General features: G+C 63.8%; 28 protein-coding genes. 14 read left to right on the top strand and 14 right to left on the bottom strand.

Annotated features, from left to right (window positions below; genetic code table 11):
- Window positions 1-22 precede the first annotated feature (22 nt).
- The 5 genes from G7068_RS16460 to G7068_RS08205 all read left to right on the top strand — a co-directional run bounded on the left by G7068_RS16460 (window position 23) and on the right by G7068_RS08205 (window position 2,475).
- Window positions 23-361 (top strand): YtxH domain-containing protein, encoded by a 339-nt coding sequence (locus G7068_RS16460; protein ID WP_244304792.1) that lies wholly within the window; start codon window positions 23-25, stop codon window positions 359-361.
- Window positions 358-816, top strand: a complete 459-nt coding sequence (locus G7068_RS08220; protein WP_166291004.1) for a phage holin family protein — start codon at window positions 358-360, stop codon at window positions 814-816. Before G7068_RS16460 ends, G7068_RS08220 begins: the two co-directional genes overlap by 4 nt.
- On the top strand, window positions 813-1,073 hold the full coding sequence (locus tag G7068_RS08215; RefSeq protein ID WP_166291002.1) for a DUF3618 domain-containing protein: 261 nt from the start codon (window positions 813-815) through the stop codon (window positions 1,071-1,073). The genes G7068_RS08220 and G7068_RS08215 overlap by 4 nt, the downstream gene beginning before the upstream one ends.
- A 195-nt stretch (window positions 1,074-1,268) precedes the next feature.
- Window positions 1,269-2,042, top strand: coding sequence for a uroporphyrinogen-III synthase (locus G7068_RS08210; protein WP_166291000.1), 774 nt, complete (start codon window positions 1,269-1,271; stop codon window positions 2,040-2,042).
- A 4-nt stretch (window positions 2,043-2,046) separates the two neighbouring features.
- Complete coding sequence (locus tag G7068_RS08205) at window positions 2,047-2,475, top strand: hypothetical protein (protein ID WP_166290998.1); 429 nt, start codon at window positions 2,047-2,049, stop codon at window positions 2,473-2,475.
- Window positions 2,476-2,673: 198 nt separating this feature from the next.
- Here G7068_RS08205 and G7068_RS08200 read toward each other — a convergent pair whose 3' ends face one another.
- The 3 genes from G7068_RS08200 to G7068_RS08190 form a co-directional block, all read right to left on the bottom strand.
- Complete coding sequence (locus tag G7068_RS08200; protein WP_166290996.1) at window positions 2,674-3,249, bottom strand: nitroreductase family protein; 576 nt, start codon at window positions 3,247-3,249, stop codon at window positions 2,674-2,676.
- Between the two features lie 85 nt (window positions 3,250-3,334).
- Window positions 3,335-4,288, bottom strand: coding sequence for an AEC family transporter (locus G7068_RS08195; protein WP_166290994.1), 954 nt, complete (start codon window positions 4,286-4,288; stop codon window positions 3,335-3,337).
- Window positions 4,288-4,983: a TetR/AcrR family transcriptional regulator gene (locus tag G7068_RS08190; RefSeq protein ID WP_166290992.1), complete on the bottom strand. Its 696-nt coding sequence runs from the start codon at window positions 4,981-4,983 to the stop codon at window positions 4,288-4,290. The genes G7068_RS08195 and G7068_RS08190 overlap by 1 nt, the downstream gene beginning before the upstream one ends.
- A 92-nt stretch (window positions 4,984-5,075) precedes the next feature.
- Between G7068_RS08190 and G7068_RS08185 the strand changes: the two genes are divergently transcribed.
- Both G7068_RS08185 and G7068_RS08180 read left to right on the top strand, forming a co-directional pair.
- Complete coding sequence (locus tag G7068_RS08185) at window positions 5,076-6,707, top strand: amidohydrolase (RefSeq protein ID WP_166290990.1); 1,632 nt, start codon at window positions 5,076-5,078, stop codon at window positions 6,705-6,707.
- Between the two features lie 67 nt (window positions 6,708-6,774).
- Window positions 6,775-8,151 carry a TRAP transporter large permease subunit gene (locus tag G7068_RS08180; protein ID WP_166290988.1) on the top strand — a complete coding sequence of 459 codons (1,377 nt, stop codon included), beginning with the start codon at window positions 6,775-6,777 and terminating at the stop codon, window positions 8,149-8,151.
- A gap of 31 nt (window positions 8,152-8,182) precedes the next feature.
- On the opposite strand, the gene G7068_RS08175 is transcribed toward G7068_RS08180, so the two are convergent.
- The gene (locus G7068_RS08175) at window positions 8,183-9,067 is read right to left on the bottom strand and encodes a LysR family transcriptional regulator ArgP (protein WP_166290986.1); all 885 of its coding nucleotides are present in this window, start codon (window positions 9,065-9,067) and stop codon (window positions 8,183-8,185) included.
- Between the two features lie 91 nt (window positions 9,068-9,158).
- On the opposite strand from G7068_RS08175, the gene G7068_RS08170 reads away from it, so the two are divergent.
- Window positions 9,159-9,773, top strand: coding sequence for a LysE/ArgO family amino acid transporter (locus G7068_RS08170; RefSeq protein WP_166290984.1), 615 nt, complete (start codon window positions 9,159-9,161; stop codon window positions 9,771-9,773).
- 143 nt (window positions 9,774-9,916) lie between these two features.
- Here the strand turns inward: G7068_RS08170 and G7068_RS08165 are convergent, their stop codons facing one another.
- The 7 genes from G7068_RS08165 to G7068_RS08135 all read right to left on the bottom strand — a co-directional run bounded on the left by G7068_RS08165 (window position 9,917) and on the right by G7068_RS08135 (window position 17,562).
- The gene (locus G7068_RS08165) at window positions 9,917-10,897 is read right to left on the bottom strand and encodes a siderophore-interacting protein (protein ID WP_166290982.1); all 981 of its coding nucleotides are present in this window, start codon (window positions 10,895-10,897) and stop codon (window positions 9,917-9,919) included.
- Window positions 10,887-11,687 (bottom strand): ABC transporter ATP-binding protein, encoded by an 801-nt coding sequence (locus G7068_RS08160; RefSeq protein ID WP_166290980.1) that lies wholly within the window; start codon window positions 11,685-11,687, stop codon window positions 10,887-10,889. The genes G7068_RS08165 and G7068_RS08160 overlap by 11 nt, the downstream gene beginning before the upstream one ends.
- Window positions 11,684-12,766 carry a FecCD family ABC transporter permease gene (locus tag G7068_RS08155; protein ID WP_425280503.1) on the bottom strand — a complete coding sequence of 361 codons (1,083 nt, stop codon included), beginning with the start codon at window positions 12,764-12,766 and terminating at the stop codon, window positions 11,684-11,686. The genes G7068_RS08160 and G7068_RS08155 overlap by 4 nt, the downstream gene beginning before the upstream one ends.
- A gap of 5 nt (window positions 12,767-12,771) precedes the next feature.
- Complete coding sequence (locus G7068_RS08150; RefSeq protein WP_205881371.1) at window positions 12,772-13,818, bottom strand: FecCD family ABC transporter permease; 1,047 nt, start codon at window positions 13,816-13,818, stop codon at window positions 12,772-12,774.
- Window positions 13,815-14,843 (bottom strand): iron-siderophore ABC transporter substrate-binding protein, encoded by a 1,029-nt coding sequence (locus G7068_RS08145; protein WP_166290977.1) that lies wholly within the window; start codon window positions 14,841-14,843, stop codon window positions 13,815-13,817. Before G7068_RS08145 ends, G7068_RS08150 begins: the two co-directional genes overlap by 4 nt.
- Before the next feature lie 185 nt (window positions 14,844-15,028).
- Window positions 15,029-16,471 (bottom strand): hypothetical protein, encoded by a 1,443-nt coding sequence (locus tag G7068_RS08140; protein WP_205881370.1) that lies wholly within the window; start codon window positions 16,469-16,471, stop codon window positions 15,029-15,031.
- Entirely contained in the window at window positions 16,468-17,562 is a 1,095-nt protein-coding gene (locus G7068_RS08135) for an NAD-dependent epimerase/dehydratase family protein (protein WP_166290975.1), read from the bottom strand. Before G7068_RS08135 ends, G7068_RS08140 begins: the two co-directional genes overlap by 4 nt.
- Window positions 17,563-17,693: 131 nt before the next feature.
- Between G7068_RS08135 and G7068_RS08130 the strand changes: the two genes are divergently transcribed.
- Window positions 17,694-18,365, top strand: a complete 672-nt coding sequence (locus tag G7068_RS08130; protein WP_166290973.1) for a cytochrome b/b6 domain-containing protein — start codon at window positions 17,694-17,696, stop codon at window positions 18,363-18,365.
- Complete coding sequence (locus G7068_RS08125) at window positions 18,352-18,960, top strand: molybdopterin-dependent oxidoreductase (RefSeq protein ID WP_166290971.1); 609 nt, start codon at window positions 18,352-18,354, stop codon at window positions 18,958-18,960. Before G7068_RS08130 ends, G7068_RS08125 begins: the two co-directional genes overlap by 14 nt.
- Window positions 18,961-19,179: 219 nt before the next feature.
- Here the strand turns inward: G7068_RS08125 and G7068_RS08120 are convergent, their stop codons facing one another.
- Genes G7068_RS08120 through G7068_RS08110 form a run of 3 tightly spaced genes read right to left on the bottom strand, consistent with a single transcriptional unit; the run spans window position 19,180 to window position 21,214 of the window.
- Entirely contained in the window at window positions 19,180-19,854 is a 675-nt protein-coding gene (locus G7068_RS08120; RefSeq protein WP_166290969.1) for a class I SAM-dependent methyltransferase, read from the bottom strand.
- Window positions 19,854-20,555, bottom strand: coding sequence for a TIGR04282 family arsenosugar biosynthesis glycosyltransferase (locus G7068_RS08115; RefSeq protein WP_166290967.1), 702 nt, complete (start codon window positions 20,553-20,555; stop codon window positions 19,854-19,856). The genes G7068_RS08120 and G7068_RS08115 overlap by 1 nt, the downstream gene beginning before the upstream one ends.
- Window positions 20,552-21,214, bottom strand: coding sequence for a glycosyltransferase family 2 protein (locus tag G7068_RS08110; protein WP_166290965.1), 663 nt, complete (start codon window positions 21,212-21,214; stop codon window positions 20,552-20,554). The genes G7068_RS08115 and G7068_RS08110 overlap by 4 nt, the downstream gene beginning before the upstream one ends.
- Before the next feature lie 123 nt (window positions 21,215-21,337).
- On the opposite strand from G7068_RS08110, the gene G7068_RS08105 reads away from it, so the two are divergent.
- The 4 genes from G7068_RS08105 to codB all read left to right on the top strand — a co-directional run bounded on the left by G7068_RS08105 (window position 21,338) and on the right by codB (window position 25,191).
- Entirely contained in the window at window positions 21,338-22,090 is a 753-nt protein-coding gene (locus tag G7068_RS08105) for a response regulator transcription factor (RefSeq protein ID WP_166290963.1), read from the top strand.
- Window positions 22,091-22,092: 2 nt separating this feature from the next.
- On the top strand, window positions 22,093-23,226 hold the full coding sequence (locus G7068_RS08100; RefSeq protein ID WP_166290961.1) for a sensor histidine kinase: 1,134 nt from the start codon (window positions 22,093-22,095) through the stop codon (window positions 23,224-23,226).
- A gap of 136 nt (window positions 23,227-23,362) precedes the next feature.
- The gene (locus tag G7068_RS08095; RefSeq protein WP_166290958.1) at window positions 23,363-23,884 is read left to right on the top strand and encodes a nucleoside deaminase; all 522 of its coding nucleotides are present in this window, start codon (window positions 23,363-23,365) and stop codon (window positions 23,882-23,884) included.
- The gene (gene codB, locus G7068_RS08090; protein ID WP_244304791.1) at window positions 23,881-25,191 is read left to right on the top strand and encodes a cytosine permease; all 1,311 of its coding nucleotides are present in this window, start codon (window positions 23,881-23,883) and stop codon (window positions 25,189-25,191) included. Before G7068_RS08095 ends, codB begins: the two co-directional genes overlap by 4 nt.
- The last annotated feature ends 21 nt before the right edge of the window (window positions 25,192-25,212 follow it).

The following is a 25,212-nucleotide window of genomic DNA, read 5'->3' as shown; positions in this document are numbered from 1 at the left end:
AACGCCATTGGCTGGAGGCAAGATGAAGGGCAAGATCGCATTCGTGCTTGGTGCCGCGGTTGGCTACGTGCTGGGCACGCGGGCCGGTCGGGAACGCTACGAGCAGATCAAGAGCGGAGCCCAGAAGGTGTGGAACACCGAGCCCGTGCAGCGCGGTGTTGAGGCTGTTCGCGGCGCGGCGCAGGGTCGTGTTGACGATCTGAAGGAGTCGGTCTTGCGAGCGGGCAAGGAAGCGTACACGGCTTTCACTCGCGCGCCAGAGACGCGGACGCAGCCGACACCCAGCACCGAAACGGGAAGTGTCACGCTGGCGGGTCAGGGGCCCGACGAGGTCGTTGAGAAACCGGACACTGCGTCATGAGCAAAAAGCGGGATCAGGCCGGCACGTTTGAGCTACTGACTCGACTGCCTCAGCAGATCGTCACCCTCGCGAAGCTTGAGTACGACAACGCGAAGCGTGAGATCGTCTCAAAGGCAAAGAAGGCGGGGATCGGCGCTGGTGCGATTCTCATCGCGCTCTTTTTCCTCTTCTTCATGCTTGAGGCCCTGGTCATTGCTGCAATAGCCGCCCTCGCGCTCGTCTGGCCATGGTGGCTGGCTGCTCTGGTGGTCGCGGCGGCGCTGTTGCTGCTTGCGGCGGGCGCAATCTTTGCGGGAATCAGGTTGATTAAGCGCGGAAACCCCGTTCCCGAGGAGACGCTTGAGCGCGTCGGTGGTGACATCGCGGCTATGAGCGAGGTTCGAGTGAACGCGGAGACACCCCGCCCGGGTGGCACGCAGATGCCGCAGGCCGGAGAAGAAGGGAACTGGCGATGACCCTCAATGAGAAACAGCAGGGGGTCGCAGACGCCGCGAAGGCCCGCGCAGAGCTCTACGGCACGCTGTCGCAGCTCAAGGACCGCCTGAACTACGCGCAGCGCATTGACGATGCCGTAGACGACGCGCGGCATAAGATCGCTGAGCAGAAGCGGCAGAACCCCGTTGCCTTCGTGGCCGGGGTTGTGGGTGCCGCTGCTGTTGCTGGTGCTATCGTCTGGGGTATCGCTTCCGCGGCGGCAAAACGGCTTCGTTGATCCGTCCGCGGCGGCAAAACGTCGTTTTTTGTACATCACATTTCGGTTTCGTTCTGACGCTGCGCCCCTCTCGTTTTGCGTACGAGGGCCAGCAGGGTAAGAATAGGGGAACCGGGTTTACCGTCAGGAGCCAGACAGTGCAACACGTGAGTGTTGAGAGGGCTGGCCTTTTGTGTTGTCGAGTGAGTGGGGTATATGTCGGCTGAGTCGAAACCGCTCAGTGGCCTGCGCGTGCTCATCCCTAGGGGAGGCACCTGGGGTGACTTGGTTGCACAGGCTCTACGCGAGCAGGGCGCGCACACTGTGATCGCGCCACTTGTTGACTTTGCTCACACGAGCGAAGAAGACAAGCTTGTTGAGGCGCTCAAAGATCTTGAGGCTGGACGCTTTGACTGGATGACGGCGACAAGCTCAACCGTCGCTGACGTCCTGACGCATCACAATGCAGTGATCAATGAACGAACACAGGTTGCCCTCGTGGGCGAGGCAACCGCTGTTGCCTTCCGTAACGCCGGGTATCCGGTGACTCGCACGCCGAGCCAGGAGAACAGCACACACGCGCTGCTCGAAGAGTGGACCGAGACTGACACCCCCGAGGTGCTGAAGGTGCTTACCCTTCGCTCGGATGTGGCCGTGCCGGTGCTCACCGAGGGGCTGATTGGCCGCGGGCACAACGTGACCCAGGTGCTCGCGTTCCGAACCGTCGGGGTTCCCGCCTCAGTGCACATTCGTGAAGACATCGAGTCGGGTCGTATCAACGCGATTCTGGTGGCGTCGACGAAGATCGCAGAAGAGGTCGCCTCGCAGTTCTCGAACCTGCCTGATTCGACTCTCGTTGCCTGCGTCGGTGCCAACGCTCGAAAGGCTGCCGCCGATGTCGGGCTGCGTGACGACCAAGATTCACCGCTTACGCAGGCGTTGATTGACACGGTCGAATCAGTCATCGATCAGAGTGACATGCTGGACTAAGACCATGGCTAGAGTCGAGATTCACGGTGAGCGGATCGTCATCCGGCTCACACCCGCGGAAAAACTTGCTGCGATGCATCGCCGCGACCTCACCCTGAGCAGGGATGCGATCACGTCGGCCATCATCACTGATGATCCCTGGGTGTGGATCCGAGGAGTACGCTCTCCCGGCACCCACGTGCCGGGCAAGCTTGCCCTGGGCACCTGGCGCAGCCTGGGCGGCAGAGACTTTGTGCTTGCACGGGCTGGCCGCGATGCGGTTGTGCTCGACTTTGAGACGCAGGAACACGCAGCTGAGGATCGTGGCTGGGTGGGCGAGTTCGAGCACTACTCACGCGTGATCATTTCTACCGTACACGCGGCCGAGCTCGTTCGGGCCCTGCGTCTCGATGGCCCCCAAGAAGACGTCGTTACGGTGGACACCGCCTCCTAGTCGGTAACCTCGCCGGTCGCCGGTCGCCGGTCGCCGGTCGCCGGTCGCCGGTCGCCGATCGACTCCTGGCCCGCTAGCGCCCACGTAAACACCGAATGCCCACCTTCCGCGCATGCAGCGAAGGTGGGCATTCGTCAATGAGGTGGGCACTCGCCGGGGGCGGGGCAGTATCCCCGAGCCCGACGCGCGCGAGGCGAACTAGTCGCGCAGTAGCACGAGGTCTTCGAGCGGCATCCGAACGCGAGGGGCCGCCTCGCGTTCGCGCAGTGCCTCGGGAAGCTGCTCGAGCGAGCCAATGGCGCCGATGGCGGTGACCGAAACCGGCAAGAAGCGAGCTTCGAGCTCGAAGGCCGTGCGGATCGCCTCGCGGTCGAAGCCGCCCATCTGGTGCAGGTGGAGACCCTCACTCTGCGCCTGAACGCTGAGGTGCGCGACTGCCTGGCCGAGGTCGTACTCGGCCCAGGGGCGAGCCTTGCCCTCTGCATCCTCGGTCTCGGCGATGTTCACCACGAGGGCCGCAGCGTTGCCCGCCCAGGTCTGGTTGAAACCGAGCAGGGAGGACTCGATCTTTGCGAAGCTCTCGCTGCCGCGACGGGCAATGATGAAGCGCCAGGGCTGTGAGTTGTTCGCGCTCGGCGCCCAACGCGCCGCTTCAAAAATGCCACGGAGCGCGCCCTCGGGGAGCGAGTGCTCGGTGTCGAAGGATCGCGGGCTCCAGCGTTCTGCGAGCGTGTCGATGAGCGGGGCGCTGGTCTGGGCAATGCGCGGATTCACGGGGTGGTCTCCTACTTTAATGTTGTGCGGGACGTGCTGTCCGCAGGGGTAAAACGGCGTGAACGGAACAAATATTCCCGCGCATCTACCCGCCGAGCAACCAGGCAACACCGGCAATAACCGGGATCGAGGCAAATGTCGTCAAAAACACCGTGTCGCGCACCATCGTTTCGGCACGGCGGTAGGTCGCGGCGTAGTTGTAAACGTTCTGGGCCGTCGGCAGAGCTGCGATGGTGGTCGCCACGAAAACCTCGTGCGGGCCGAGCCCAAACGCGGTGCCGATGCTCCACGCCAGGAGCGGCATTAGCAGCACCTTGATGCCCGACGCCGTGAACACCGCCCCGCGACCCGACCCGGGCTGCAGTGCGCGCTGCCCGCGAAGCGAGATACCGAAACTCATGAGCACCATCGGAATCGCAGCCTGGCCCAGCATGTCGATCGGGCCCATGACAATACTCGGAATCGGCAGCTGCACGAGCGCGACCAAAAACCCCAAGACCGAAGCCACGATGATGGGGTTGCGGGCCGCGCGACCGAGGGCAACCAGGCCGCCACGCGCGACGCCGCCTCGATCGGCACGGTTCGGCTTTGCGTCACCCCGCGTGGTTTCAAGAATGGCGAGGATCGCCGGCGCAAAGACAACGAGCTGCACGAGCAGCAGGGGAGCGACGTACGCGGCGTCGCCGAGAATGTAGACGGCGACCGGCAGGCCTAGATTATTGGAGTTGACGTAGCCCGAGGTGGTCGCGCCGAGGGTGGTGCTCGCGAGGTCGCGTTTGAACCAGAGTCGCGAGGCAATAATAAACACAGCGGCGGCGAGCAGGGCCGCCGTGCTGGTCACGAGGATCACCGGTGACAGCAGCACACTCGGGTCACTCGTGTGAAGCACTGAGAACAGCAGCGCGGGGGTTGCGACGTAAAACGCCATGTTGTTCAGTACGCGGCGCTGATCCCCCTCGACAATGCCAAACCGCGCGGCAAGGTATCCCGCCCCGATGATTCCGAGGATCAGGGTGAAGCCCTGCAGCACGCCCCACATCAGTGTTCGCCCGAGTCGGAGACGGCGGCCGCCGCACGGAGGCCGGCAATGAGAGCGTGAAGCCCAAATTCAAATGAGCTCTCGGCGACGGTTTCACCCCGCGCCGCAGCGTGGTCGCGAGCGGCGCTCTCGGCCGCGGCCAGGGTCTCTGCCTCCGCGGGTTCCCGTGAGGGGCGCAGGTTATCCTGTGGCGCGAGGGCGTCAAGAGCCGACCCGATGATGAAGGATTCGAGCGCGATGATGGCGGGCACGATGCGGTGCTCTGGATAGTTGTCTCGACGAAAGGCTGCCGCGATGCGGTTGTAGTCGGCTATGGACTCGGGCTCGCCGTCGACGGGGAGCGTTGCGAGCGCTGCGATGATGCCGGGGTGTTGACCGAGGGTTTCGCGATACGCCCGGGCCCAGGGAATCATTGCCTCGTGCCAGCTCAGCGAGTTGAAGCCGTGCTCGCCAACCCGCAGGGTGAGCTGCCCGCGCATGCCCGCGATGAGGTCTTCGCGGCTCGAAAAGTAGTGGTGCAGTGCCGAGGCTCGCACGCCGAGGGAACGCGCGAGCGCGGCAAGTGTGAAGTCGGATCCTCGCTCATCTGAGAGCGCAAACGCGGCTTCGAGGATGCGCTCGCGAGACAGAACGGCGGATCGGGGGCGGCCCGCAGAACGTCCTGTGGGCTGAGGCGTCTCGATTGCTGAGGACATGGGCCTTCCTGGGCGTTTTGCAATAATAATTGAATGAGCGTAAATTAACAGCTGGTCCGTGGGGATCGTCGCGGTATGAGGGGAGCGCGCCAATGACGTCAGCCGACATCATTTTAGAGGGGGCCCGGGTTCGGAGTCTCGTTCCGGGCGACGATTGCCTCGAAGTGCGCTCCATTGCGATCGCTGGTGGCCGGGTCGTCGGGCTGGGTGACCGGGCAGAAGTCGCCCAGGCCTTTGCCGGGCCGCACACCCGTGTCGATGATGTCAGCGGTGCCACGATGACGCCCGGGCTGATTGACGCGCACCTCCACCCCATTCAGGGGGTGGAGCTCACGCAGGGTGTTGACCTTGGCGGCGTTCTGGATCTGCGCGAACTGCTGAATCTGCTCCGGCAAGAAGCGGGACGAGTGCGCCGCGAAACCACCGACGGTTGGGTGCGCGCTTGGAATCTCGACTACGCCGCGTTTGACGGCGAACGCCTTCGCGCCGAGCTCATTGACGACGCGGTCGACGGGCTGCCAGCCCTGCTGTTCTTCTTCGACTTTCACACGGCGCTCGCGAGTTCCGAGGGCCTGCGCAGGGGCGGCGTCACCGGCGCCCGCGGCTTTGAAGACACCTCTGAGATTGTGGTGGACGATCTGGGGCGCCCAACCGGGGAGCTGCGCGAAGACAGCGCGTACCAGCCGCTACTCGCGACGATGCCCGAGCTGAGCCGCCGCGAGACTCTCGACTCGGCACGCCGCACGCTTGCGCGCATGCGGCGATCCGGCCTCACCGGCGGCATGATTATGGACGGCAACTCGGGCACGCTTGATCTGCTCGAAGAACTCGATAGCTCGGGATCGGGCCTGCCTGTGCGCATCGTCAGTGCCATGGACGTGAAGCCCTCGTACACCCCCGAGGAGCGGGCCGCGATTCGTGCCCAGCGTGATCGCGCGGGCGCGCGCTGGCGGGGTGGCGTGATCAAGCTCTACGCCGACGGTGTGATCGACACCGGAGCCGGTTGGCTGTACGAGCCCGATGCTGACGGCGACGGCACCACCGGGTTCTGGGGTGAGCAGGCGGCGTTTGTAGAGGCGGTGCGCGAATTCACCCAGGCCGGGTTTCAGATCGCGACGCACGCCATCGGTGACCGTGCCGTCGGCGAGACGATCACGGCGTATGAGACCGCGGGATGTAGGGCAACCGGTCTTCCGACCCACCGCATCGAACATCTCGAGTGCCTCGACCCGAGTGACATCGTGAGGCTGTTTGCGAACGGCATCACGGCGTCGATGCAGCTGCCGCACATGCAGTGGCGCATTGCCGATGGCAGTGACGAGTGGGCGCGACGGCTTGGCCCCGAGCGCGCGGCACGCGGTTGGAACGCCGGTTCGGTGCTGCGGGCGGGAGCGTCGCTCGCTCTCGGCTCTGACTGGCCGATTGCCGACCTCGACGCGCGCCTCGGGCTTGCGTGGTCGGTGCTGCGGCGAAACCCCCGCGATCCAAACGGCTTTGTCTACGAACCACACGAACGGCTCACCGCCGCGGAAGCGCTCCACGGCTACACCCGCGGCGCTGCGCTCGCCCAGGGTGACACCGACCAGGGAGTGATTCGCGAGGGATCGCGCGCCGACCTGGCGGTCTGGGCAGCAGACCCTGCTACCGCTTCTGGTGACGAGCTGCTTGACCTGCCCGTGCTCGCAACATACCTCGGCGGCATCCGCGAGGATCACGCCGCCTAGCTTCACCTCAATCCGACCCTCACGACCCGGTGCCGCGCTGACGCAGCACCCCGCCCGAAGGAAACCAATGATAGAAAACACCGCGCTGGCACTGCTGCCGGTTCTCACCGTTCTGCTTGTATCTGTTTTCACGAAGCGCGCTCTGCTTGGCCTCTTTGCGGGCACCATCGTCGGTGCGATTCTGCTGGGCGGCTGGGGGTTCTTCGACACCCTCGTCTCGACGTTTGGTGCATCGCTGTCGAACGAGACCGTGCACTGGCTGGCGCTTGTGGTGGTGCTGTTTGGGATCCTCATCGCGTACTTCAACGTCTCGGGAGCGGTGAGCGACTTCGCGAAGTGGACCGAGCGCTTCGTGAACTCGCGGCGCAAGTCGCTGGTGCTGACCTGGCTGCTCACGGTTGCGCTGTTTATCGATGACTACCTCAACGCGCTCACCGTCGGTACCTCGATGAAGCGCGTTACCGATCGCTACGGTGTGCCGCGCACGCTGCTCGGCTCGATCGTGAAGCTGACTTCTGCGCCGATCGCCGTCATCATCCCGTTCTCGACCTGGGCGGTCTTCTTCGCCGCACTGCTCGAGCAAGACGGCGTGACTGTCAACGGTTCTGGCTTCGGGGCCTACGTACAGGGCCTGCCGTTTGTGTTCTTTGGCTGGTTCGCGCTGATTATCGGCCTGCTACTCGCGCTCGGTGTGCTGCCGCTGGTGGGGCCGCTGCGCCGCGAGCAGCTGCGCGTGGATCGCACGGAAGACACACTGCCCGAGGGGCTCACCCCCGAGGAGCGCGCGTTTGAGCTCGCCGATTCAGACACCGAGGGTCGGCGACCGCTGCCCTACAACTTCTTGATCCCGATCATCACGCTCGTGACCGTCACGATCCTGACCGAGGTCGACATCGTGAAGGGCTCCGCTGCAGCGGTTGTCGTGGCCATCATCCTGTACCTGGCGCAAAAACGCATGCGCATCCGTGACGTGTTCGAGCAGGCCTTCGAGGGCATCATGAGCATGGGCTACGTCATCATCCTGTTTGTGCTGGCTTTTATGGTGCAGCAGATCAACACGGACCTGAAGCTCGCCGAGTGGGTCATCGGTGCCACCGAGCCGGTCATGCACGGCGCGCTGCTGCCCGCGATCGTCTTCCTGGTGTGTGGCGTCTACGCCTACGCGACCGGTGCGTTCTGGGACCTCGCCGCAGTCATCACGCCCGTTGTGCTGCCGCTCGCGATTGCGGTCGGGGTGGATCCGGTGCTCGCCGGCACTGCGGTGTTCTCTGGCGCCGCACTCGGTTCAACGACCTGCCTCTACGGTGACGGCATCATTCTGGCCTCGAAGTCGGTCGGCGTGAAGCCGCTCAACCTCATGCTGTCGATCCTGCCCTACGCGGCGACCGCCGGTGTGCTGTCGTTTATCGCGTACCTGATCGCCGGGTTCGCGATGGCGAGCTAGCGCTCAGGGTCTGGCGCTCGCCGCCGTCGCGCTAACCGAGCGCGGCGGCCGCTTCCTCCGCGATGATTGCGGAGAGTTGGTCGAGCACGGGGGAGCGCAGGTTCCAGCGCTGCCAGTAGAGCGGCAGCTCGATCGGGGCGCCGGATCCGAGCGCGACGAGGGTACCGGCCTCGAGGCACGGCGCTCCCTGTAGCCGCGGAACCATGCCCCAGCCCATGCCGAGCTCGATCGCGCGCACAAACTCCGCTGATGACGGGATGAAGTGGCGGGGCGGGTCGATCCTTGCCCGGGTAACTCTGCGAATGAAGCGCGCCTGAAAATCGTCGTGGCGGTCGAACTCGACGACGGGCGCTTGGGCGAGGGTCTCGGCCGAGAGTCCTTTGGCAAAGTAACGCTCCACAAACTCGGGGCTCGCGACAGCCTGGTAACGATCCACGCCGATGCGCGTCGAGGTGCAGCCGGGCACCGCCTCGGCGGTTGCGGTGAGTGCCGCCATCGATTCGCCGCTGCGCAGTCGCTCGGTCGAGACGGACTCGTCGGCGCGCAGCACCTCAAAGCGCGCGCCGGTCTCGCGACTAGCGCGGGCGAGCGCGGGCACAAACCAGGTCGCCAGGGAATCAGCGTTCACCACGATCGGGATCAGTGCGCCACCAGACGGACCCTGCTCAAGCTCGGTGGCGAGATCCCCAACCACTCGCTGCACCTGCCGTGCGGCGCGCAGCACATTCGCGCCAGCGCTGGTGGTTGTAACCGGGCGACTTCGGCGCAGCAGCACGGATCCTGCGCGTTCCTCCATCGCGCGCACGCGCTGGCTGACGGCCGACGGCGTGATGTGGAGACGGCGCGCGGCGCCCTCGAAGCTGCCCTCTTCGATGATGGCCGCGAAGGTCTGCAGGTGCTCGACAGGAAGGTCCATGTTTATAAGTTAAGCACTACTAATGAAGCTGAAGAATAATTAGCCCCTCTGAACTCGCAATTGTGTGCCCGCTGGCCGTAATGTCGGAGAAATGATCCTCCCCTTTCTTGTTGGCATTGGCAGCGGCCTCTCGCTCATCGTTGCGATCGGCGCGCAGAACGCGTTTGTGCTGCGACAGGGGATCCGGCGCGAGCACGTGTTCTGGGTGGCGCTGATCTGTGGGCTCACGGACGCGGTGCTGGAGTTGCTCGGGGTGGCCGGGATCGGCTTCGTCGTGCAGAAGGCCCCCGTGGTGCTCGAGATCGTGCGCTGGGGTGGTGTTGCCTTCTTGCTCTGGTACGCGTGGTCGGCCGCGCGGCGGGCGATGAAGCCGGAGGTGCTGGTTGCCGGAGACGGGTCGGGTGGTTCACTGAAGCGCACGATCCTCGCCTGCCTCGCCATCACGTACCTGAACCCGCACGTCTACCTCGACACGATGGTGCTGATGGGTTCCATCGGCAACGCGCAGGGCGACCCGGGTCGCTGGTGGTTTGTGGCGGGAGGCGCGCTCGCGAGTATCGTGTGGTTCTTCGTGCTGGGCTACGGAGCGCGGATGCTCACGCGGTTCTTCGCGACACCGCGCTCCTGGCAGATTCTCGACGGGGTGGTCGCCGCGGTGATGCTGGTGATCGCTGCGCGGCTGGTGTTTGGGGGAGTGGGGGTCTAGTTGCGCCGGCTGTCAGCCGGTACTGGCACGTCAACCGGTGAAAAATCTGCCGGTTTCACCGGCTGAGTTCTAGGCACCGGCCGACACGCGAGGGAAGACAATGCTGCGCCAGCCTACTTTTGGGATCAGCTCCAAAGGGCCGCTCAACCTTTCATCGCGACACCCTGCCGCCAATAGCCCATAAAGGCCACCTGCGCGCGGGCGATGCCGAGGTCTTTGACGAGGTGCCTGCGCAGTGTGGTGACCACACGACTCTCGCCTGCGATCCAGTAGTAGCAGTCGGCGGAGTGACCTTCGTCGTCCGCAACAATTTCCTCGCCCGATCCCGAGAACCCAGGGGTCTCCCACACCAGGTTCTCCGTGCCGTCATCGGCAATGTGCACGTGCGACTGCGCACCCAGGTGGCCGAGCACCCGTGGGATCAGCTCGGCGCCATGAGTGCTGGCCGAGCGGGGTAGCCAGTGCACCTCAACGCCCGGAGGCACCCGGATATCGAGCACGTCAGACGGGTCAGGTACCTCGATGAATGCAACCCCTCTGGTTGAAGGGTCAACATCCTCAAGGATCCGCGCGATCGCCGGTGCCGCCGTCTCGTCACCAGCGAGCAGAATCGTCTTCGCCGATCCCGGATCGAACTCAATGCCACCGCCATCAAACCGCCCGCGGCGAGGCCCCACCAGCAGCAGCTCGTCTCCGACCTTCGCTTGGCTCGCCCAGAGCGAGGCCGGTCCCGTCTTTCCGGGCGCGAGGTGGAGCACAAAGTCGATAATGAGCCGCGTGTGGCCGCCGATCACCTGCAGCTCGCGGATCGAATACGTGCGCATCGCGCCGCGCCGGGTCGACGGCACGGCGAGCCAGGCCTGGTACCAGTCGCCGTCTGCCCCGACGATGTCGGGAAGGGTGCCGTGGTCGCTTGGAAAGATGAGCTTGACCCGCTGGTCGAGGGTTTTGCCGGGGGTGCCGACCCCGTTAATGCCGGGGCCGACGAAGTGCACCCGCACGAAGTTGGGGCAGGGTCTCTCAACAAGATCCACCCGTGCGGTGACCACGGTAAACGGCGCCTCTAATGCGGTGTCCGAGGAATCTGCACCCTTGATTGCGGTCTCCTGCGACTTACTCAGCATGGTGCCTCCCGACCGGAATGACGAGCGGGGTGCCAGACACGGGATCCGGAATCACCCGACTCTCTAGACCAAACACGTCGCGCACCAGCTCCGGGGTGAGAATCGCTCCGGGCGATCCCACCGCTTGCACCGCTCCGTCGCGCAGCGCAACAAGCACATCGGCGTACCTTGCCGCGAGATTGAGGTCGTGCAGCACCATGACGATCGTCGTGCCGCGGTCGCGGTTGAGATCGGTGAGTAGGTCGAGCACCTCGATCTGGTGGGCGACGTCCAAGAACGTTGTCGGCTCGTCGAGCAGCAGCACACTCGTCTCCTGTGCGAGCGCCATGGCGATCCACACCCGCTGCCGCTGCCCGCCCGAGAGTTCATCGACGGGGCGATCCGCAAACTCGCTCATGCCGGTTGCCTCAAGCGCCGAGGCGACAACCTCGTAGTCGCGGGGGCTCCAAGAGCTCAGCAGTCCCTGGTGGGGGTGACGACCGCGGCCCACCAGATCGGCGACGGCGATGCCTTCTGGCGCAATTGGGCTCTGCGGCAGCAGGCCCAGCACGCGGGCGACCTTCTTCGACGAGGTATCTTGCAGGGCGACGCCGTCGAGGGTGACGCGACCGGCCCGCGGCTTGAGTAGGCGCGCGAGCGCTCGCAGCAGGGTTGATTTGCCGCAGCCGTTGGCACCCACGATCGCGGTGATGGCGCCAGGCGCGATGTTGAGGGAGAAGTCCTCAACGATCGTGCGATCGCCGTAGCTGAGCGTGACAGACTCCGCCGCCAGTTGGTGAGTGAGAGTCATCGTTTGCTTCCGGTGCGGTTCATGCGAATAAGGAGGAGGAGTAGGTAGGGGGCGCCCAGCACACCCGTGATCACGCCAACAGGGTATCTTGTGTCAACAAGAAACTGCCCCGCAAAGTCAGAGACGATAACGAGCAGCGCTCCCACGCACCCCGCTGGAAACAATAGCGAACCGCTCGAGCCCACCAGGCGTGCCGCGATCGGGCCCGCCATAAACGCCACAAACGCTATGGGGCCGGTGGCTGCGGTCGCAAACGCGAGCAACACAACGGCGGCGAGGATCAGGGCAATGCGCGCTAGCTGCACAGGCACACCTAGCCCGCGCGCAGTGTCGTCGCCCAGGCGAAGCGTGCCGAGGCTGGAGCTGCCGAGCAGGAGAAGTGGCACACACACGGCGCACGCGAGCAGGAGCGGCAGCACTCGCTCCCAGCTCGCCCCGTTGAGGCTGCCCGAGAGCCACTGCATGGCCGATTGAATGTTCCAGTCAGACGCGCGAGACAGCACGTACGAGGTCACGCTGTGCAGCATCGCGCCGATCCCGATGCCGATCAGAATGAAGCGGATGCCCGAGAAGCCGCCGCGGTGCGACAGCAGCGCGATCGCTCCGGCCGTCACGAGTGCGCCGAGCAGGGCCAAGAACGAAACCGCGGTCTCGTTGAGTGAGAGGGTGACCACACCGACGACAGCCGCGGCGCTCGCGCCGGCTGAGATGCCGATGACGTCGGGGGAGGCGAGCGGGTTGCGCAGCATGGTCTGGAACGTCGAGCCGGCGGCGCCAAACGCGAACCCAGCCAGCACACCGAGCACCATGCGGGGGAGTCGAAGTTCTCCGATGGTAAAGGATGCGCCGGGTACGGTGTCGCCCATGATGACCGAGAACACGTCCGCTGGGCTGTAAATCGTGCGGCCCAGCATGAGGGTGGCCATGCACGCCGCGAGCGTGATGACCACAAGTGCGAGCATAATGAGCGTGCGGCGGCGCTGACGCTGGCGGCGGCCCCGGAGGATGTGGGAGGCCGCGGCGGTTGGTGCCGCGGGGCTTGGGGTCTTGGGGCCGCGCTTTGCGGTGCCGCGCTCAATCGTGCTCACAGCTCACGCACCTTCTGTCGCCGCACGATCCAGATGAAGAACGGTGCACCGAGCAGCGCCACGACGATGCCCACCTCAATCTCTTCCGGGCGAGCAACGATGCGCCCGAGAACATCGGACGCCAGCAGCAGCGCTGCGCCAACGATCGCCGAGAAGGGGAGCAGCCAGCGGTGATCCGGACCCACAAGCAAACGGCACAGGTGGGGGATCACGAGTCCAACGAACCCGATCGGTCCGGCAACCGCCGTTGCGGCGCCGCACAAGATCACGGCGCCGAGCGACGACACGAGGCGCGCGCGACCGACCCGCACGCCGAGTCCGACCGCGAGGCTGTCACCCAGTGCGAGCGAGTTGAGGCTTCGTGCGCAGAGGATGCACACGAGGGCCCCGATTCCGAGCAGCGGCAACACGGCGCCGATGCTCTCCCAGTCTGCGCCGCCCACGCCGCCGATGATCCAAAACTGGAAGGTGCGCAGCAGGTCAACCCGGGGCAGCATGATCGCGCTGGTGAGCGAAATAAACGCGGCGGAGGTGGCGGCACCCGCGAGTGCGAGTCGCAGGGGGGTCGCGCCGCTCCTGCCGATCGAGCCGATGGCGTAGACAAAGACGGCTGCGAGGGCGGCTCCCACGATTGCCACCGCCATGAAGCTCATGGGCTGAGCCAGCCCGAAGAAGCAGATGCCAATAACGACCGCCAGGGATGCCCCGCTCGATACTCCCAGCAAGCCGGGGTCTGCGAGAGGATTGCGCGTGACGCCCTGCATTACCGTGCCCGACATCGCGAGCGCAGCGCCCACGAGCAGGGCGAGAACGGTGCGCGGGATCCGCTTCGCAACCGCCGCCTCGCCGATTGAATCGTGAGATCCCTGCAGCGCAGAAACAACGTCCGAAAACGACACCTCGCGCGCACCGAGCACCACCGAAGCGACGATCAACACCACAACGACCGCGACACCGCAGCCGATCCACACGCTTTTGCGTAGCGCGGAGCGGCGCAGCCGGTCAATGTGGGGCGATGCGCTCGGTGGGCTCAGTAGGGTCACGCCGCGGGAATGGCGCTCGCGAGCACCGCGAAGTAGTCGTCGATGCCCCAGCCGATGGAGAGCGGCGACGGGTTCGCGGAGGCAGCGAGCGGGGTTGCGTCTGGCAGGATCGCGATCTGTCCCTTTTTGACCGCGGGGATCTGCGAGAGCAGCGGGTCTGCCTGGGCCTGTTTGATCAGATCGCCGTCGGGATCGCCGTAGGTTACGAGAATGTCGACGTCGTCAAAGCGGTCGGCCGATTCTGCACTGACCTCTGTATAGAACTCGTCGGTTTTTGCTGACGCCTCTTCGACCGCCTTTGGCTGTGGCAGGCCAAGGCTCGCGAGGAAGCCAGGGCGGGTGTCGTGCACCGTGTAGAACCCGATCTTCGAGAAGTCGGAAGGATCGAGGAAGGTGAACAGTATCTTCTTGTCTTTGAGGCCTGCGTGCGCGTTGAGGGCGGTATCGATCTCGCCGTGAAGCTCTTCAATGAGCTTCTTAGCTTCCGCGTCTTTGCCCAGTGCCTTCGCGTTGATGGTGATCATGTCGTCGAGTGAGGTGCCCCAGGGGGTGCCTGGGTAGGCCACAACCGGAGCGATCTTCGAGAGAGTGGTGTACTCCTCTTTGGTGAGTCCTGAGTAGCCGGCGAGGATCACATCGGGTTGCGTCTCGGCGACGGCCTCAAAGTCGATGCCGTCGGTCTCGTCGAAGAGCACGGGGGTCTTGGCTCCAAGGTCTTTGAGCTTGTCTTCGACCCAGGGCAGAACGCCGTTGTCGTTGTCGTCGCCCCAGGTTGCCTTCGCCATGCCGACCGGCACGATGCCGAGCGCGAGCGGCACCTCGTGGTTCGCCCAGGCGACGGTCGCGACGCGTTCCGGCTTCTTCTGAATGACGGTCTCGCCGTAGGCGTGTTTGATGGTGACGGGGAACCCGGCGTCCGAGCTCGTGGTGTCGGGTTTGTCTCCGCCAGTGTTGGGTGCGCATGCAATGAGGGACGCGGCGAGAATGGCGGCGACGGCAGCGCCGAAGATGCGGGAGGAGCGCAAGCGAGTTCCTTTGGGTTAGGCGGGCAGGCATGCCAGGGTGTTCTCGCTTGAACACCTCATCACACGTTAGTAAGGCTAGCCTAAGTTAGAAGGTGGTGTGAGTGCAAGCGCGAGTGCCATCGCTGCGTCCCCTGAGTCGAGCTACGCGTTGCAAGAACCACGAAACCCATCAACGGCCAATTTCTCTACCAGCCAGTCTGCAGCAGGCTCTGTAAAAGAATCGCAAAGACAACCTGCACAACAAGCAACCACCGAAGCGTGCGCTCGCTGAACACAGTCGCGCCGAGCAACACCCAGGGGGCAAAAGGTAACCAAATGCGCTCAACTTCCGCGCGGCTCATGTTCGAAACGTCGGCGAGAGCGATCATCATCCAGCCGGCGGCTGCGAGCAGCAGCACGACCCGCATCGAAGTGCCAGCACTTTTTCGTCCAGCTTCACCCTGAAGCGTGGCACTGAGCGGAGCAAACCGAGGCCGCTTGCGGAAGGTTGCAATTCCTCCACTCACCACGCCCATCAATGAGGCGCCTATTGCCGGGCCGGCACTCATCGCGAATGCGGCCAGGTTTCCCCACATCCAGTACTCAGGAGGCCGCCTCGAGGCGATGCCGTCCCAGTAGCGCTGGTGCACCACCGGAAACGCCTCCCACCAAGCGAATCCATTCGCGGCGAAGACGCCGACGACTCCCAACCCAAAAACCGCCGCTACAGGGAGCGGCCACCAGCTACGAGCAACAACAAGTACCGTGACCGCCAATACTCCGAGAAGCAACAGTCCATACGAGAGCATGACGCAATAGCCAAACAGCAGCCCTGCAACCGCCGCCCAAACCACCATGCGGACCCAGGGGCGACGAATGCCAACCTTGGTCTGGCGAGAACGCGCAGTTGCTGATCGGGCCAGCGCGTAGGCTCCCCAGGCGGCAAACGCGCTAAACATTCCGTCCCCCGAGACCGCGATCCAGATTGCAGCAGGCGAGAACACGAGGAGCGGGGCCGCCTTGCGTGCGAAATCCTCCGCTCCCAGTAGCCGCACGGTCCCGAGCACGGCGACGGGGATCGTCGCCCCGAGTACGGTCACCACAAGACCGGCGGCAAGACCACTTCCCAACCCGAGCCGCACCAGAACATAGAAAAACAGCAATGCGCCCGGCGGGTGGCCAGCGATATGCACGGGCCAGTTGTTCTCGTGCTGGAAGGGGATGCGCGCGACGTACTCATTCAGTGTTGCCCCAAAGTCCGTGACTTCACGCGCCGTTCCGAGGTATTCGTAGCGGTGGTTGAGGATCGTCCCGATCCCGTTCCAGCCGTCGACGAGCGCGAGTGACAGGAGCCACCCAAGCGCAACCACAAACACCACGATCTGCAGACGCCGCCAGGTCAGCTGCTTCGCAACGCGTTGCCCGCGCCAGATGACGAGCGCTCCCAGCAGCACCGCCGCGGGCAATCCGAGCCCGACTCGAGGCGTCCACTCAGCGTGCAGGGGAGGAAACGACCGAACGTGCACATTCCAACCGGTGAGTGCGGGGATCGCGATGGCCGCGGCTATCAGCGCAAACGCTCCCAGCACACCACCTACTGCCCAGGTTCCCGACGGAGTCCATGTTCTGCGAGTGTGTTGAGGCGTCATCGATCGCTCACTCGCTTGCGCATTGTTTCTCGCGCGAACTGGGCAACGCCGCCTTGAAATGGAATGCGCGGCATCCAGCCGAGCTCATTCCGAGCACGGTCAGAAGCGGCGGTGATGTGCCGAACGTCGCCGAGCCGATACTCGCCCGTAATGCGGGGAGCGGGGCCCGACATTGCCGCGGCAAGTGCGGTCGCGAACTCTCCAATCGAGCGCACCGTTCCGCTGCCGATATTGAAGGCTCGCACCGTCCCCGGGATACTCGTACGACACCAGTTCAGTGCGGCCAAGTTGGCGGAGGCAATGTCTGCTACGTGGATGAAGTCGCGGCGCTGCTTCCCGTCTTCGAAGACTCGCGGGGCCTCTCCTCGCTCCAGTGCCGAGCGAAACAGTGATGCGACTCCCGCGTAGGGAGTGCCCTGCGGCATTCCGGGACCGTACACGTTGTGATACCTCAGGAGCGCCGCGTGACCCCCTGTGCTGCGGGCCCATTCACGCGCGAGCAATTCCTGCTCAAGCTTCGTAGCGGCGTATGTGTTGCGCGGGTCGCACGGCTGGTCCTCGGTGATGAGTACCGGAGGCAGCGGGATTCCGGTGCGTTCCGAACGCGGCTCAAACTGGCCCGCTTCTAGGTCGTCGGCTCGACGCTGCGGAGGCTGCACGAGGCTACCCCCGTCGTCATAGAGACCTTCGCCATAGACAACCATCGAAGATGCGAGGCAGAGGCGAGTAATCGCGCGGTCTCGCATCGCCGAAAGAAGCACGGCAGTACCCAGGGAGTTTGAGGCAACATAGTCTGGTGCGTCACCGATGTCGACGCCAAGACCGACCTTGGCGGCCAGGTGGCAGACGGCATCCACACCATCGAGACTCGCTGCAACAGCTTCCGAATCTCGCACATCCCCGATCAGAACTTCGACACCGCTGCGTTCGAACTCTGAGACCGTATCCGGCTCGCAGGCGTGCACATCCGTGCGTAACGAGTCCAGCACACGAACCGACCAGCCAGCGCTGAGCGCTTGCCGCACCGTAACCGTTCCAATGAACCCCAAGCCGCCAGTGACCAATAGTTTGGGGGCTGAATCTCTACTCACCCTTTCAGTTTCCACGGACGGACCTGCCGCAGGAGGCGGAAATTGTTACGACCCGGTGACGCAAGTGATCCGTCATGACTCTGTAATGTCATCGCAGCGTGTGACGGCCGAGCGGTTTGCATACTGGGTACATGAGTGACCACGGAACTCGCAGCCGGTTCACCGACCGGGTCGCAGCGTATGTGCAGCCGCGAGCGGACTCGCTGCAACGAGCGCTCGGCTCTCCGGTGCGCAACACACGCATGACTGTTGTGCTGGGCCGGATTCTTGGTGTCGCACTACTCGTTTGTTTTGCCACTGGCCTGTACAGTCACCTGCTGCAGAGTCCGGTTGGATGGTTGGTGACTTCACCCGAACCGAGCTACCTGTATGCGTGGACACAGGGCAGTCACGTTGTCATCGGCAGCATGCTGATCCCGCTGGTATTAGCGAAGCTCTGGACGGTATATCCCCGGCTTTTCAAGTGGCCCCCGGTTACCGGGCCCGTGAACTTCTTGGAGCGAGTCTCCGTGGCGGCAATGGTTGCCTGTGCGCTCATCGTGCCGGTTTCAGGGGTGCTGAACGAGTTGCAGTGGTACCCATGGGAATTTTCGTTCCGGCGCACTCACTTCGCGCTGTCGTGGGTGCTTATCGGCGCCATGGTGCTACATATTTCCGTGCATCTCCCCTCGATCTGCAAACACTGGCGACGCCAGGTATCTGAAATGGCCGAAGCAGAGACGGCCGAAGCGGGGATGGAGAAATCGCAGATGGACAAAGCGCAGGCCAACGAGGCTCAGGGGGTTCGAAATGACAAACAGTGACCATCTGGCACGGCGTCGATTCTTAACCGGTGTTGGCGTGGGGTCTGCCCTTCTCGGTGTCGCTGCGCTCACACACAGTGCCCTGCAGCCGGGGCCATACAGCCTGGCGCACCCGCGAAGCAGGCTCGATAGCCCACAAGATGTTCCTGTGAACCGGTCAGCGCGGCAGGCTGGAGTCGTCGATATGGCCACCGACTCGAGGTGGCGGCTCCGCGTTCGAAATGATGCGGACTTCGAAGAGCTAACGCTCACCGACCTGGACGCCATGCCGCAACGACGCGAAGTTCTACCGATTGCTTGCGTCGAGGGGTGGACGGTCAGTGCAAGCTGGGAGGGGGTGCGGCTTCGAGATCTGCTCGACCGGGTCAACGTCCCGGCCGATGCGACTGTACGACTGCGCAGTATGCAGCAGCGCGGGGCCTTCTCCACCACGCTCATGGAGCCGCAATACGCTCGTCACCCGAAAACGCTGCTGGCGCTTCGACTCAACGGTGAGCAGCTCGACTTGGACCATGGTTACCCGGCGCGAATCATCGCTCCGGGGCGCCCCGGAGTCTTGCAAACCAAGTGGCTCCAATCGATCGAGGCCATCTGATGAGCGCGGTAAGGATCATGCTCGGTGTCCTCGGCGTTGGAGGTTTCGTGTGGGGGCTCTGGCTGCTCTCAACCACGCAACGCATAGAACAAACTGTCAGTGCTGTGATTTGGCTGGTCGGAGCGGTGGCCGTACACGACTTTCTGTGGGTGCCCCTGCTGGAGCTGGCGCGGAGGAAAAAACGAGTGCGGCAACTGGCAGCCGAAATCGACTGAGCGGTCAGCAGCTCAGTCTGAGGAACGACCGGTCACTGTGTGTCCAGCTTTCTGCCGGGGTGAATCCCAGCGCAGTGCCAACTCGAACCAGTGAGGCAAGTCCCAGCTCGCACCACGGGAACGGGGAACTGGAGCGACCAAAATCATCGACCAGTGTCGCCTGGAAGGCACGGTCTCGAAGCGGATCCGGGTGCGTCTCAATAACGATGGATCCCTGCGGGCCCATTACCTCTGCACACCGAGCCAGGAGCCGCGACGGGTCTCCACCGATACCAATATTGCCGTCAAGCAAAATAATCGTGTTCCACTCGCCTTCGCGCGGGATCGCATCAAAAATGGAGCGCAGCAAGACCGGCAGACCATTGGCGTGCGCGTGCTCCACCGCGGCAGGAGATACGTCGAGGCCGAGGCTGAGGTGTCCACCCGCGATCGCCGCTCGCACCATACGGCCGGGTCCGCAGCCAACATCGAGTACCGGGCCGTTCACGCGGGCAAGAGTCGACATGTCGGCTTCGTCAGCGGCCGACAGAAAGCGCGACAAATCGAGGTGCGCGATTCCACCACGCGCCGCATTCACATCGACGACACGCAACGTGCCGCCGCCTGCTTGAAGTGCAGCCTCATAAGGGGTGTCGCAACCGAAACCGAAGTATGCCTGTCTGTTATCGTCCGTGTACATCAGGCCACCGATTCTGCTGCACTGGTGAGGTACCGAGTCAGTGTCGTCCACGTTTCCAGCTCGGATAGCACGCTCAAGAGATGAGAGCCGGGAGCGAGGTGCTGACTCACCTGCAGCAAGCTAGCGGCGTCATCGATGTCGGTGAGCTCGGGAAGATCCAAGATGCGCAAACCGGCGGCAGAGAGACGCGACCGCTGCTGCTCACCCGTGTCGGGTTGAGACATCGGTACTCCACGCACCAGATCCCCGCGAGTCAGCCCTCCCTCAAGGCGCGGCTCAAGGCGCTCCTGAGCATCGAGCCCGAGTAACCAGAATCCACCATCGGTCGCTGCCCCGAAGCAGGCGTCCATGTTGGTCGGCCATCCCTTCGCAAGGGCCTGGAGGAGGCGGGTATCCAGTTGCGGGGTGTCCATGCCGATGAGCAGCACCCGGCCCTGCACCGTGTCAAGCACGTCAGCAATACGCGCATCCAGACCCCCGGTGGTCTGTGGAATCTGCGTGAAACCCTGAACCGGGGCGAGCAGACCTTGTACACAGAGCACGCGGTGAGCATCGACTTGCAAAAGGCTCGCCATCGTATCGTCGAGAGATGCCTGCGCGATGCGAGCTGCCTCCTCCAGAGAGAAGGGAGGGTGCATCCGAGTTTTCACGTGTCCGCGAACGCATTCCTTCGCCATAACAATTACCGTGACCTGGGTCATGAGTACCTCCGCAGCATTCGAAGCATGTCTGTGATGGCCTGCACTGTTCCGCGCAACGTTCCAGTCACCTTGGATTGGCCAACACGTGCCTGGTAGTCAACAGGAACCTCCGCTATTCGCCAGTTGTTTCTGCGAGCGCGCAGAAGCAGCTCAAGCGGGTACCCGCTGCGCCGATCCTGCAGGCCCAGGCCAAGCAGCGCGTCGCGCCTAGCCGCCCGCATCGGGCCGAGATCCTCCACAGGCACTCGGATCTTCCAGCGCACGAACCGTAACAGCACCCAGTTCGCAAAACGGGCGTGTATCGGCCAGGCAGACGCTGAGCTCGGAACGCGGCGCCCGAAACATAGATCCGCTTCTCCTCGCATGATCGGGTCAACGACACGACCCAGTTGGTGCATGTCAAACGAACCGTCTGCGTCGCAGCACACCACAATTGGTGCAGTTGCGGCCTCAAGCCCCGCGTGCACGGCGGATCCGTAGCCTCGCTCGGACGCGTACACGACGGTTGCGCCAAACCGACGTGCGATCTCTGGGGACCCGTCAGTGGAGCCATTGTCCACGACGATCGCCCGGTAGGAGGGTGCGATCGCGGCCAGCACCGAGGGAAGCGCGCCCGCTTCATCCAAACAGGGGAGGACAACGTCAACCGGAGAACTCATACCGAAACCATACGAACCATCACGGGGTGCAGACGGCGTCAAGTTCTTACAATCCCAGGAAGAAGTGCCGTATCCGCCCTCGTGACAGTTTCGCCCAACACGCTATGAACTACGCTGAACGGCATGACAGCCTTTGTCTCAGATGCAAGCAATGCGACCGATCCCGATGCGGGTGGGCAAGAGGCTGAGTTTGCCGACCGGCGTGTACTCATCATCGACGACGACGCGACTGTACGAGAGGTCGCAGCGACTTACCTGCGGAAAGCCGGCTTCCTGGTCGACACGGCATCAGACAGTTTCAGCGGACTTGAAGCGATTCAGTCCGTTCGACCAGACCTCATCGTGCTCGACCGGATGCTTCCGGGGATTGACGGCATTGAGGTTTGTAAGCGGATCCGCAGCGAATCGAGCACATCGATCATCATGCTCACCGCTCTCGGCGCATCTGAAAACCGAATCGAGGGGCTTGAAGCGGGCGCCGACGACTACCTCTCAAAGCCCTTCTCTCCAAGGGAGCTTGTACTGCGAGTGCAATCCGTGTTGCGGCGCAGTCTGGAGCAGTTCTCTCCTGAAGCCCCCTTTGCCCTCGGACCCTTCTGGCTCGACTCGTCTGCAAGGATCGTGCAGCGTGACGGTGTCGAGCTAGAGCTCTCCATCCGCGAATTCGATCTTTTCGCGTTCTTTCTTAAACATCCCCGCCAGACGTTCGACCGCCCGACTCTGCTGCGTGCGGTGTGGGGATGGGAGCACGGTGACCTCTCCACTGTCACCGTCACAATGCGCAGACTTCGCGAGAAGATCGAGCAAGATCCGGCGCATCCCGTGCTACTCGTTACGGTGTGGGGCGTGGGATATCGACTCGACCTGGGAAAGTAGTTATGCCCCTTCCGGATTCCTTGGCAATCATCGGCATGGCGCTCGGTTGTGCTCTCGTGATTGGCGCCCTCGGTTTGCTCGCGCTTCGTGTGCTTCGCAAACGCCAGCTGATTGCCCAGCTCGTTGTTGTGGTGCTCGCGCCCGTATTGTCGCTCGCATCCGGTGTGCTCGCGGTGGCCTGGGCCATGTACATTTCCCCACACGACCTGGTTGTTGTTGTCGTGGTGACGATCGTCGCCGCGTTCGTATCGACCGGGGTGGCCCTTCTGCTCGGGGGGCGATGGGCTCGCGCCGCGGCAGAGCTGCGGAAGCTCACCCATATCGTGGGGGACGGCGAGCTCGTGACAACCCACACGCAGGTCCCCTCCAGTTCTGAGTTTGATCGGCTGGTTGCTGAACTCTCGGCGACGAGTCAACGGCTCGCCCAGGCCCGCGCGGAGGTGCAGGCTATCGACGCGTCCAGGCGAGAACTCGTGGTCTGGATCTCGCACGACCTTCGATCACCTCTGAGCGGACTCCGGGCAATGACCGAGGCACTCGAGGACGGATTGGCTGAAGACCCGAGTAGGTTTCACCGTCAGATGCGACTCCAGGTCGACCGGCTCACGGCCCTCGTCGACAACCTCTTTGAACTCTCGAAGATCTCTTCCGGCACCCTCACTCTGAACCTGCAGAACCTGTCATTGCACGACCTGGTCAGCGATGCTGTCGCGGAGATCATCGCCGTCGCCCGTGCGAAAAACGTACACCTGCTCGAACGCACCAGCCCCGACCACACGATCATGGGTGACCCGCGTGAACTCTCACGCGTTATATCCAACCTCCTCGCGAATGCGCTCGAACACACCCCCGAGGGCGGAGAGATTCGAATCAGCACCGTGCGGGACATCGCAGGAGTCACTCTCACGGTTCACAACTCCGGGACGGGTATCGCCCCCGAAGATCTGCACCGGGTCTTCGAACCGGGGTGGCGAGGTGCCTCCGCACGCCCACCGGGCGACATGACGCCCCACACCAGCGGTGCCGGGCTCGGGCTCGCGATCGCACGTGGCATCGTGGAGGCCCACGAGGGCAACATCGAAGCAAAGAACGAAGCGGACGGATGCCGATTCGATGTCCTGTTCCCGCTCGCCTGAGGTACTGCGAAAACCGTTACATCACTCAAACGCGTGCCCCGAGCACGACACGTGTGCCAAGCGGCAGGAGACTAGATCGATCCCGGAGGCCTCTGTTGAGCCTGACAGCTGGTGGAGCCGCGATACGATTGAGTTCATGCCCTTAAGCCCCACGCTGAACACCGCGGATCGTAAGTATCTTGACCTCGCCATTGAGCAGGCACAACTCGGTTGGGACGAGGGCGGGGTGCCGATTGGCGCCGCTCTTGTGCACCACGGCCCCGACGGCGACAAAGTGCTCGCGGTCGGCCGCAACCGACGCGTACAGATGGGCAGTGTTATTCGTCACGGCGAGACCGACTGCCTCGAGCGCGCAGGCCGCCTGCCCGCGAGCGTCTACCGCGAGTGCACGCTCTACACAACACTTTCCCCCTGCACCATGTGTGCGGGCACGGCGATCCTCTACGAAATCCCGCGCATCGTGATCGGCGAGAATCGCAGCTTCGAGGCATCGGAGTCGTGGCTGGAGTCGAAGGGCACCGAGCTCGTCATCGCCGACGACGCCGCGTGCATCGCGCTGATGGACCGCATGATGAGCGAGCGACCCGAGGTGTGGGCCGAAGACATTGGTGTTGAGGCGAGCGAGCTCAGTGTTGAGGCGAGCGAGCTCGGCGCGTGAGCGCGGAGCCCGCGGTGACCGCCGCTGATCCCACCCCGCAGATCCCCGAAGAGGTTGTTGACCGCGACTATCCGGTCACCCCTGTTCCGCAGCACGCGCGCAAGGGCGTCTTTTCGCTCATGGTGGTGCTGCTCGGGTTCACCGTGTTCACCCCAACAATGCTGGCGGGATCGTCGCTGGGTGAGGCGTTTGGCCTGAGCGACCTGGTGCTGGTGATCGCGGTTGGATCGCTCGTGCTCGGCACCTATGTCGCGTTTCTCGGCTGGATCGGTGCTCGCACCGGGCTCACAACCGTGGTCATGGCGCGCTACACACTTGGCACGCGGGGCTCGAAGCTGGCCTCGATTCTGCTCGGCGGCACACAGATCGGCTGGTACGGCGTTGTCATCGGCATGATCGGTGAGCTGACGGCGCAGGCGTTCGGGTGGGAGACCTACGCGGCAAAGGCCGCCGTTATGGTTGGCGTGAGTGCGCTCATGTGTGCGACAGCTTGCTACGGCTACAGGGGCATGTACTGGGTGTCGCTCATTTCGACGCCGCTCATTCTGGTGCTGGCATTCTGGGTGATGTTCCGCTCGCTCGACGAGGTTGGCGGCTGGGCGGGGCTCGCGGCGATCCACCCCGACGGGCAGATGACCTTTGCGGTCGCGATTACGACCGTCGTTGGTACCTTCGTGTCGGCGGGTACACAGGCTCCCAACTGGACGCGCTTCGGTCGCACCGGGCGGCAGGCCGTGTGGGCGTGCCTGATTGGCTTCCTGATCGGCAACGCACTCATGATCTTCTTTGGCGCAATCGGCGCCATCACCTTCGGCGAGGGCGACTTTGTGCTGGTGCTCTACCAGCTCGGCCTTGTCGGCTGGGGACTGTTCCTGCTCTTCGGCAACCTCTGGAAGTCGAACGCCGACACCGCGTACGCGTTTGGTGTTGCTGGCGCCGAGCTGTTCGAAAAACCCAGCAAGACTCGCTTTGTGATCATCGGATCCGTCATCGGCACCGTGCTCGCGCTCGTCGGCGTGCAAGAGCACCTGCCGCAGTATCTCGGCCTGCTCGGCACGTTTATTCCGCCCCTCGGCGGCGTGATTATTGGCGACTACCTCGCAAGGTGGCGGCGCACGCAGATGCCCGTCGGCGAGATCCTGCCCAAGTTCAACGTGATCAACCTCGGCGTCTACGTGCTGGCGTGCGCGCTGGCCTGGGGCGCGGGTCAACTCGGGATCGGCATCCCTCCAGTCATCGGCATCTTGACGGCCCTGGTGCTGTCTGTGGTGCTGTCACGCCTCTCACCCCGCAAGGTGGCGGCTTAGCTGTGACGGACCCCGCTGCCG

The organism is Leucobacter viscericola, assembly GCF_011299575.1.
GTDB lineage: Bacteria > Actinomycetota > Actinomycetes > Actinomycetales > Microbacteriaceae > Leucobacter > Leucobacter viscericola.
This window is presented reverse-complemented; position numbering and strand designations above follow the sequence as displayed.

Coding starts and splice junctions, on each gene's coding strand:
- G7068_RS16460 (WP_244304792.1), top strand. CDS start 23: ATGAAGGGCAAGATCGCATTCGTGCTTGGTGCCGCGGTTGGCTACGTG.
- G7068_RS08220 (WP_166291004.1), top strand. CDS start 358: ATGAGCAAAAAGCGGGATCAGGCCGGCACGTTTGAGCTACTGACTCGA.
- G7068_RS08215 (WP_166291002.1), top strand. CDS start 813: ATGACCCTCAATGAGAAACAGCAGGGGGTCGCAGACGCCGCGAAGGCC.
- G7068_RS08210 (WP_166291000.1), top strand. CDS start 1,269: ATGTCGGCTGAGTCGAAACCGCTCAGTGGCCTGCGCGTGCTCATCCCT.
- G7068_RS08205 (WP_166290998.1), top strand. CDS start 2,047: ATGGCTAGAGTCGAGATTCACGGTGAGCGGATCGTCATCCGGCTCACA.
- G7068_RS08195 (WP_166290994.1), bottom strand. CDS start 4,288: ATGTGGGGCGTGCTGCAGGGCTTCACCCTGATCCTCGGAATCATCGGG.
- G7068_RS08190 (WP_166290992.1), bottom strand. CDS start 4,983: ATGTCCTCAGCAATCGAGACGCCTCAGCCCACAGGACGTTCTGCGGGC.
- G7068_RS08185 (WP_166290990.1), top strand. CDS start 5,076: ATGACGTCAGCCGACATCATTTTAGAGGGGGCCCGGGTTCGGAGTCTC.
- G7068_RS08180 (WP_166290988.1), top strand. CDS start 6,775: ATGATAGAAAACACCGCGCTGGCACTGCTGCCGGTTCTCACCGTTCTG.
- G7068_RS08175 (WP_166290986.1), bottom strand. CDS start 9,067: ATGGACCTTCCTGTCGAGCACCTGCAGACCTTCGCGGCCATCATCGAA.
- G7068_RS08170 (WP_166290984.1), top strand. CDS start 9,159: ATGATCCTCCCCTTTCTTGTTGGCATTGGCAGCGGCCTCTCGCTCATC.
- G7068_RS08165 (WP_166290982.1), bottom strand. CDS start 10,897: ATGCTGAGTAAGTCGCAGGAGACCGCAATCAAGGGTGCAGATTCCTCG.
- G7068_RS08160 (WP_166290980.1), bottom strand. CDS start 11,687: ATGACTCTCACTCACCAACTGGCGGCGGAGTCTGTCACGCTCAGCTAC.
- G7068_RS08140 (WP_205881370.1), bottom strand. CDS start 16,471: ATGACGCCTCAACACACTCGCAGAACATGGACTCCGTCGGGAACCTGG.
- G7068_RS08130 (WP_166290973.1), top strand. CDS start 17,694: ATGAGTGACCACGGAACTCGCAGCCGGTTCACCGACCGGGTCGCAGCG.
- G7068_RS08125 (WP_166290971.1), top strand. CDS start 18,352: ATGACAAACAGTGACCATCTGGCACGGCGTCGATTCTTAACCGGTGTT.
- G7068_RS08120 (WP_166290969.1), bottom strand. CDS start 19,854: ATGTACACGGACGATAACAGACAGGCATACTTCGGTTTCGGTTGCGAC.
- G7068_RS08115 (WP_166290967.1), bottom strand. CDS start 20,555: ATGACCCAGGTCACGGTAATTGTTATGGCGAAGGAATGCGTTCGCGGA.
- G7068_RS08110 (WP_166290965.1), bottom strand. CDS start 21,214: ATGAGTTCTCCGGTTGACGTTGTCCTCCCCTGTTTGGATGAAGCGGGC.
- G7068_RS08105 (WP_166290963.1), top strand. CDS start 21,338: ATGACAGCCTTTGTCTCAGATGCAAGCAATGCGACCGATCCCGATGCG.
- G7068_RS08100 (WP_166290961.1), top strand. CDS start 22,093: ATGCCCCTTCCGGATTCCTTGGCAATCATCGGCATGGCGCTCGGTTGT.
- G7068_RS08095 (WP_166290958.1), top strand. CDS start 23,363: ATGCCCTTAAGCCCCACGCTGAACACCGCGGATCGTAAGTATCTTGAC.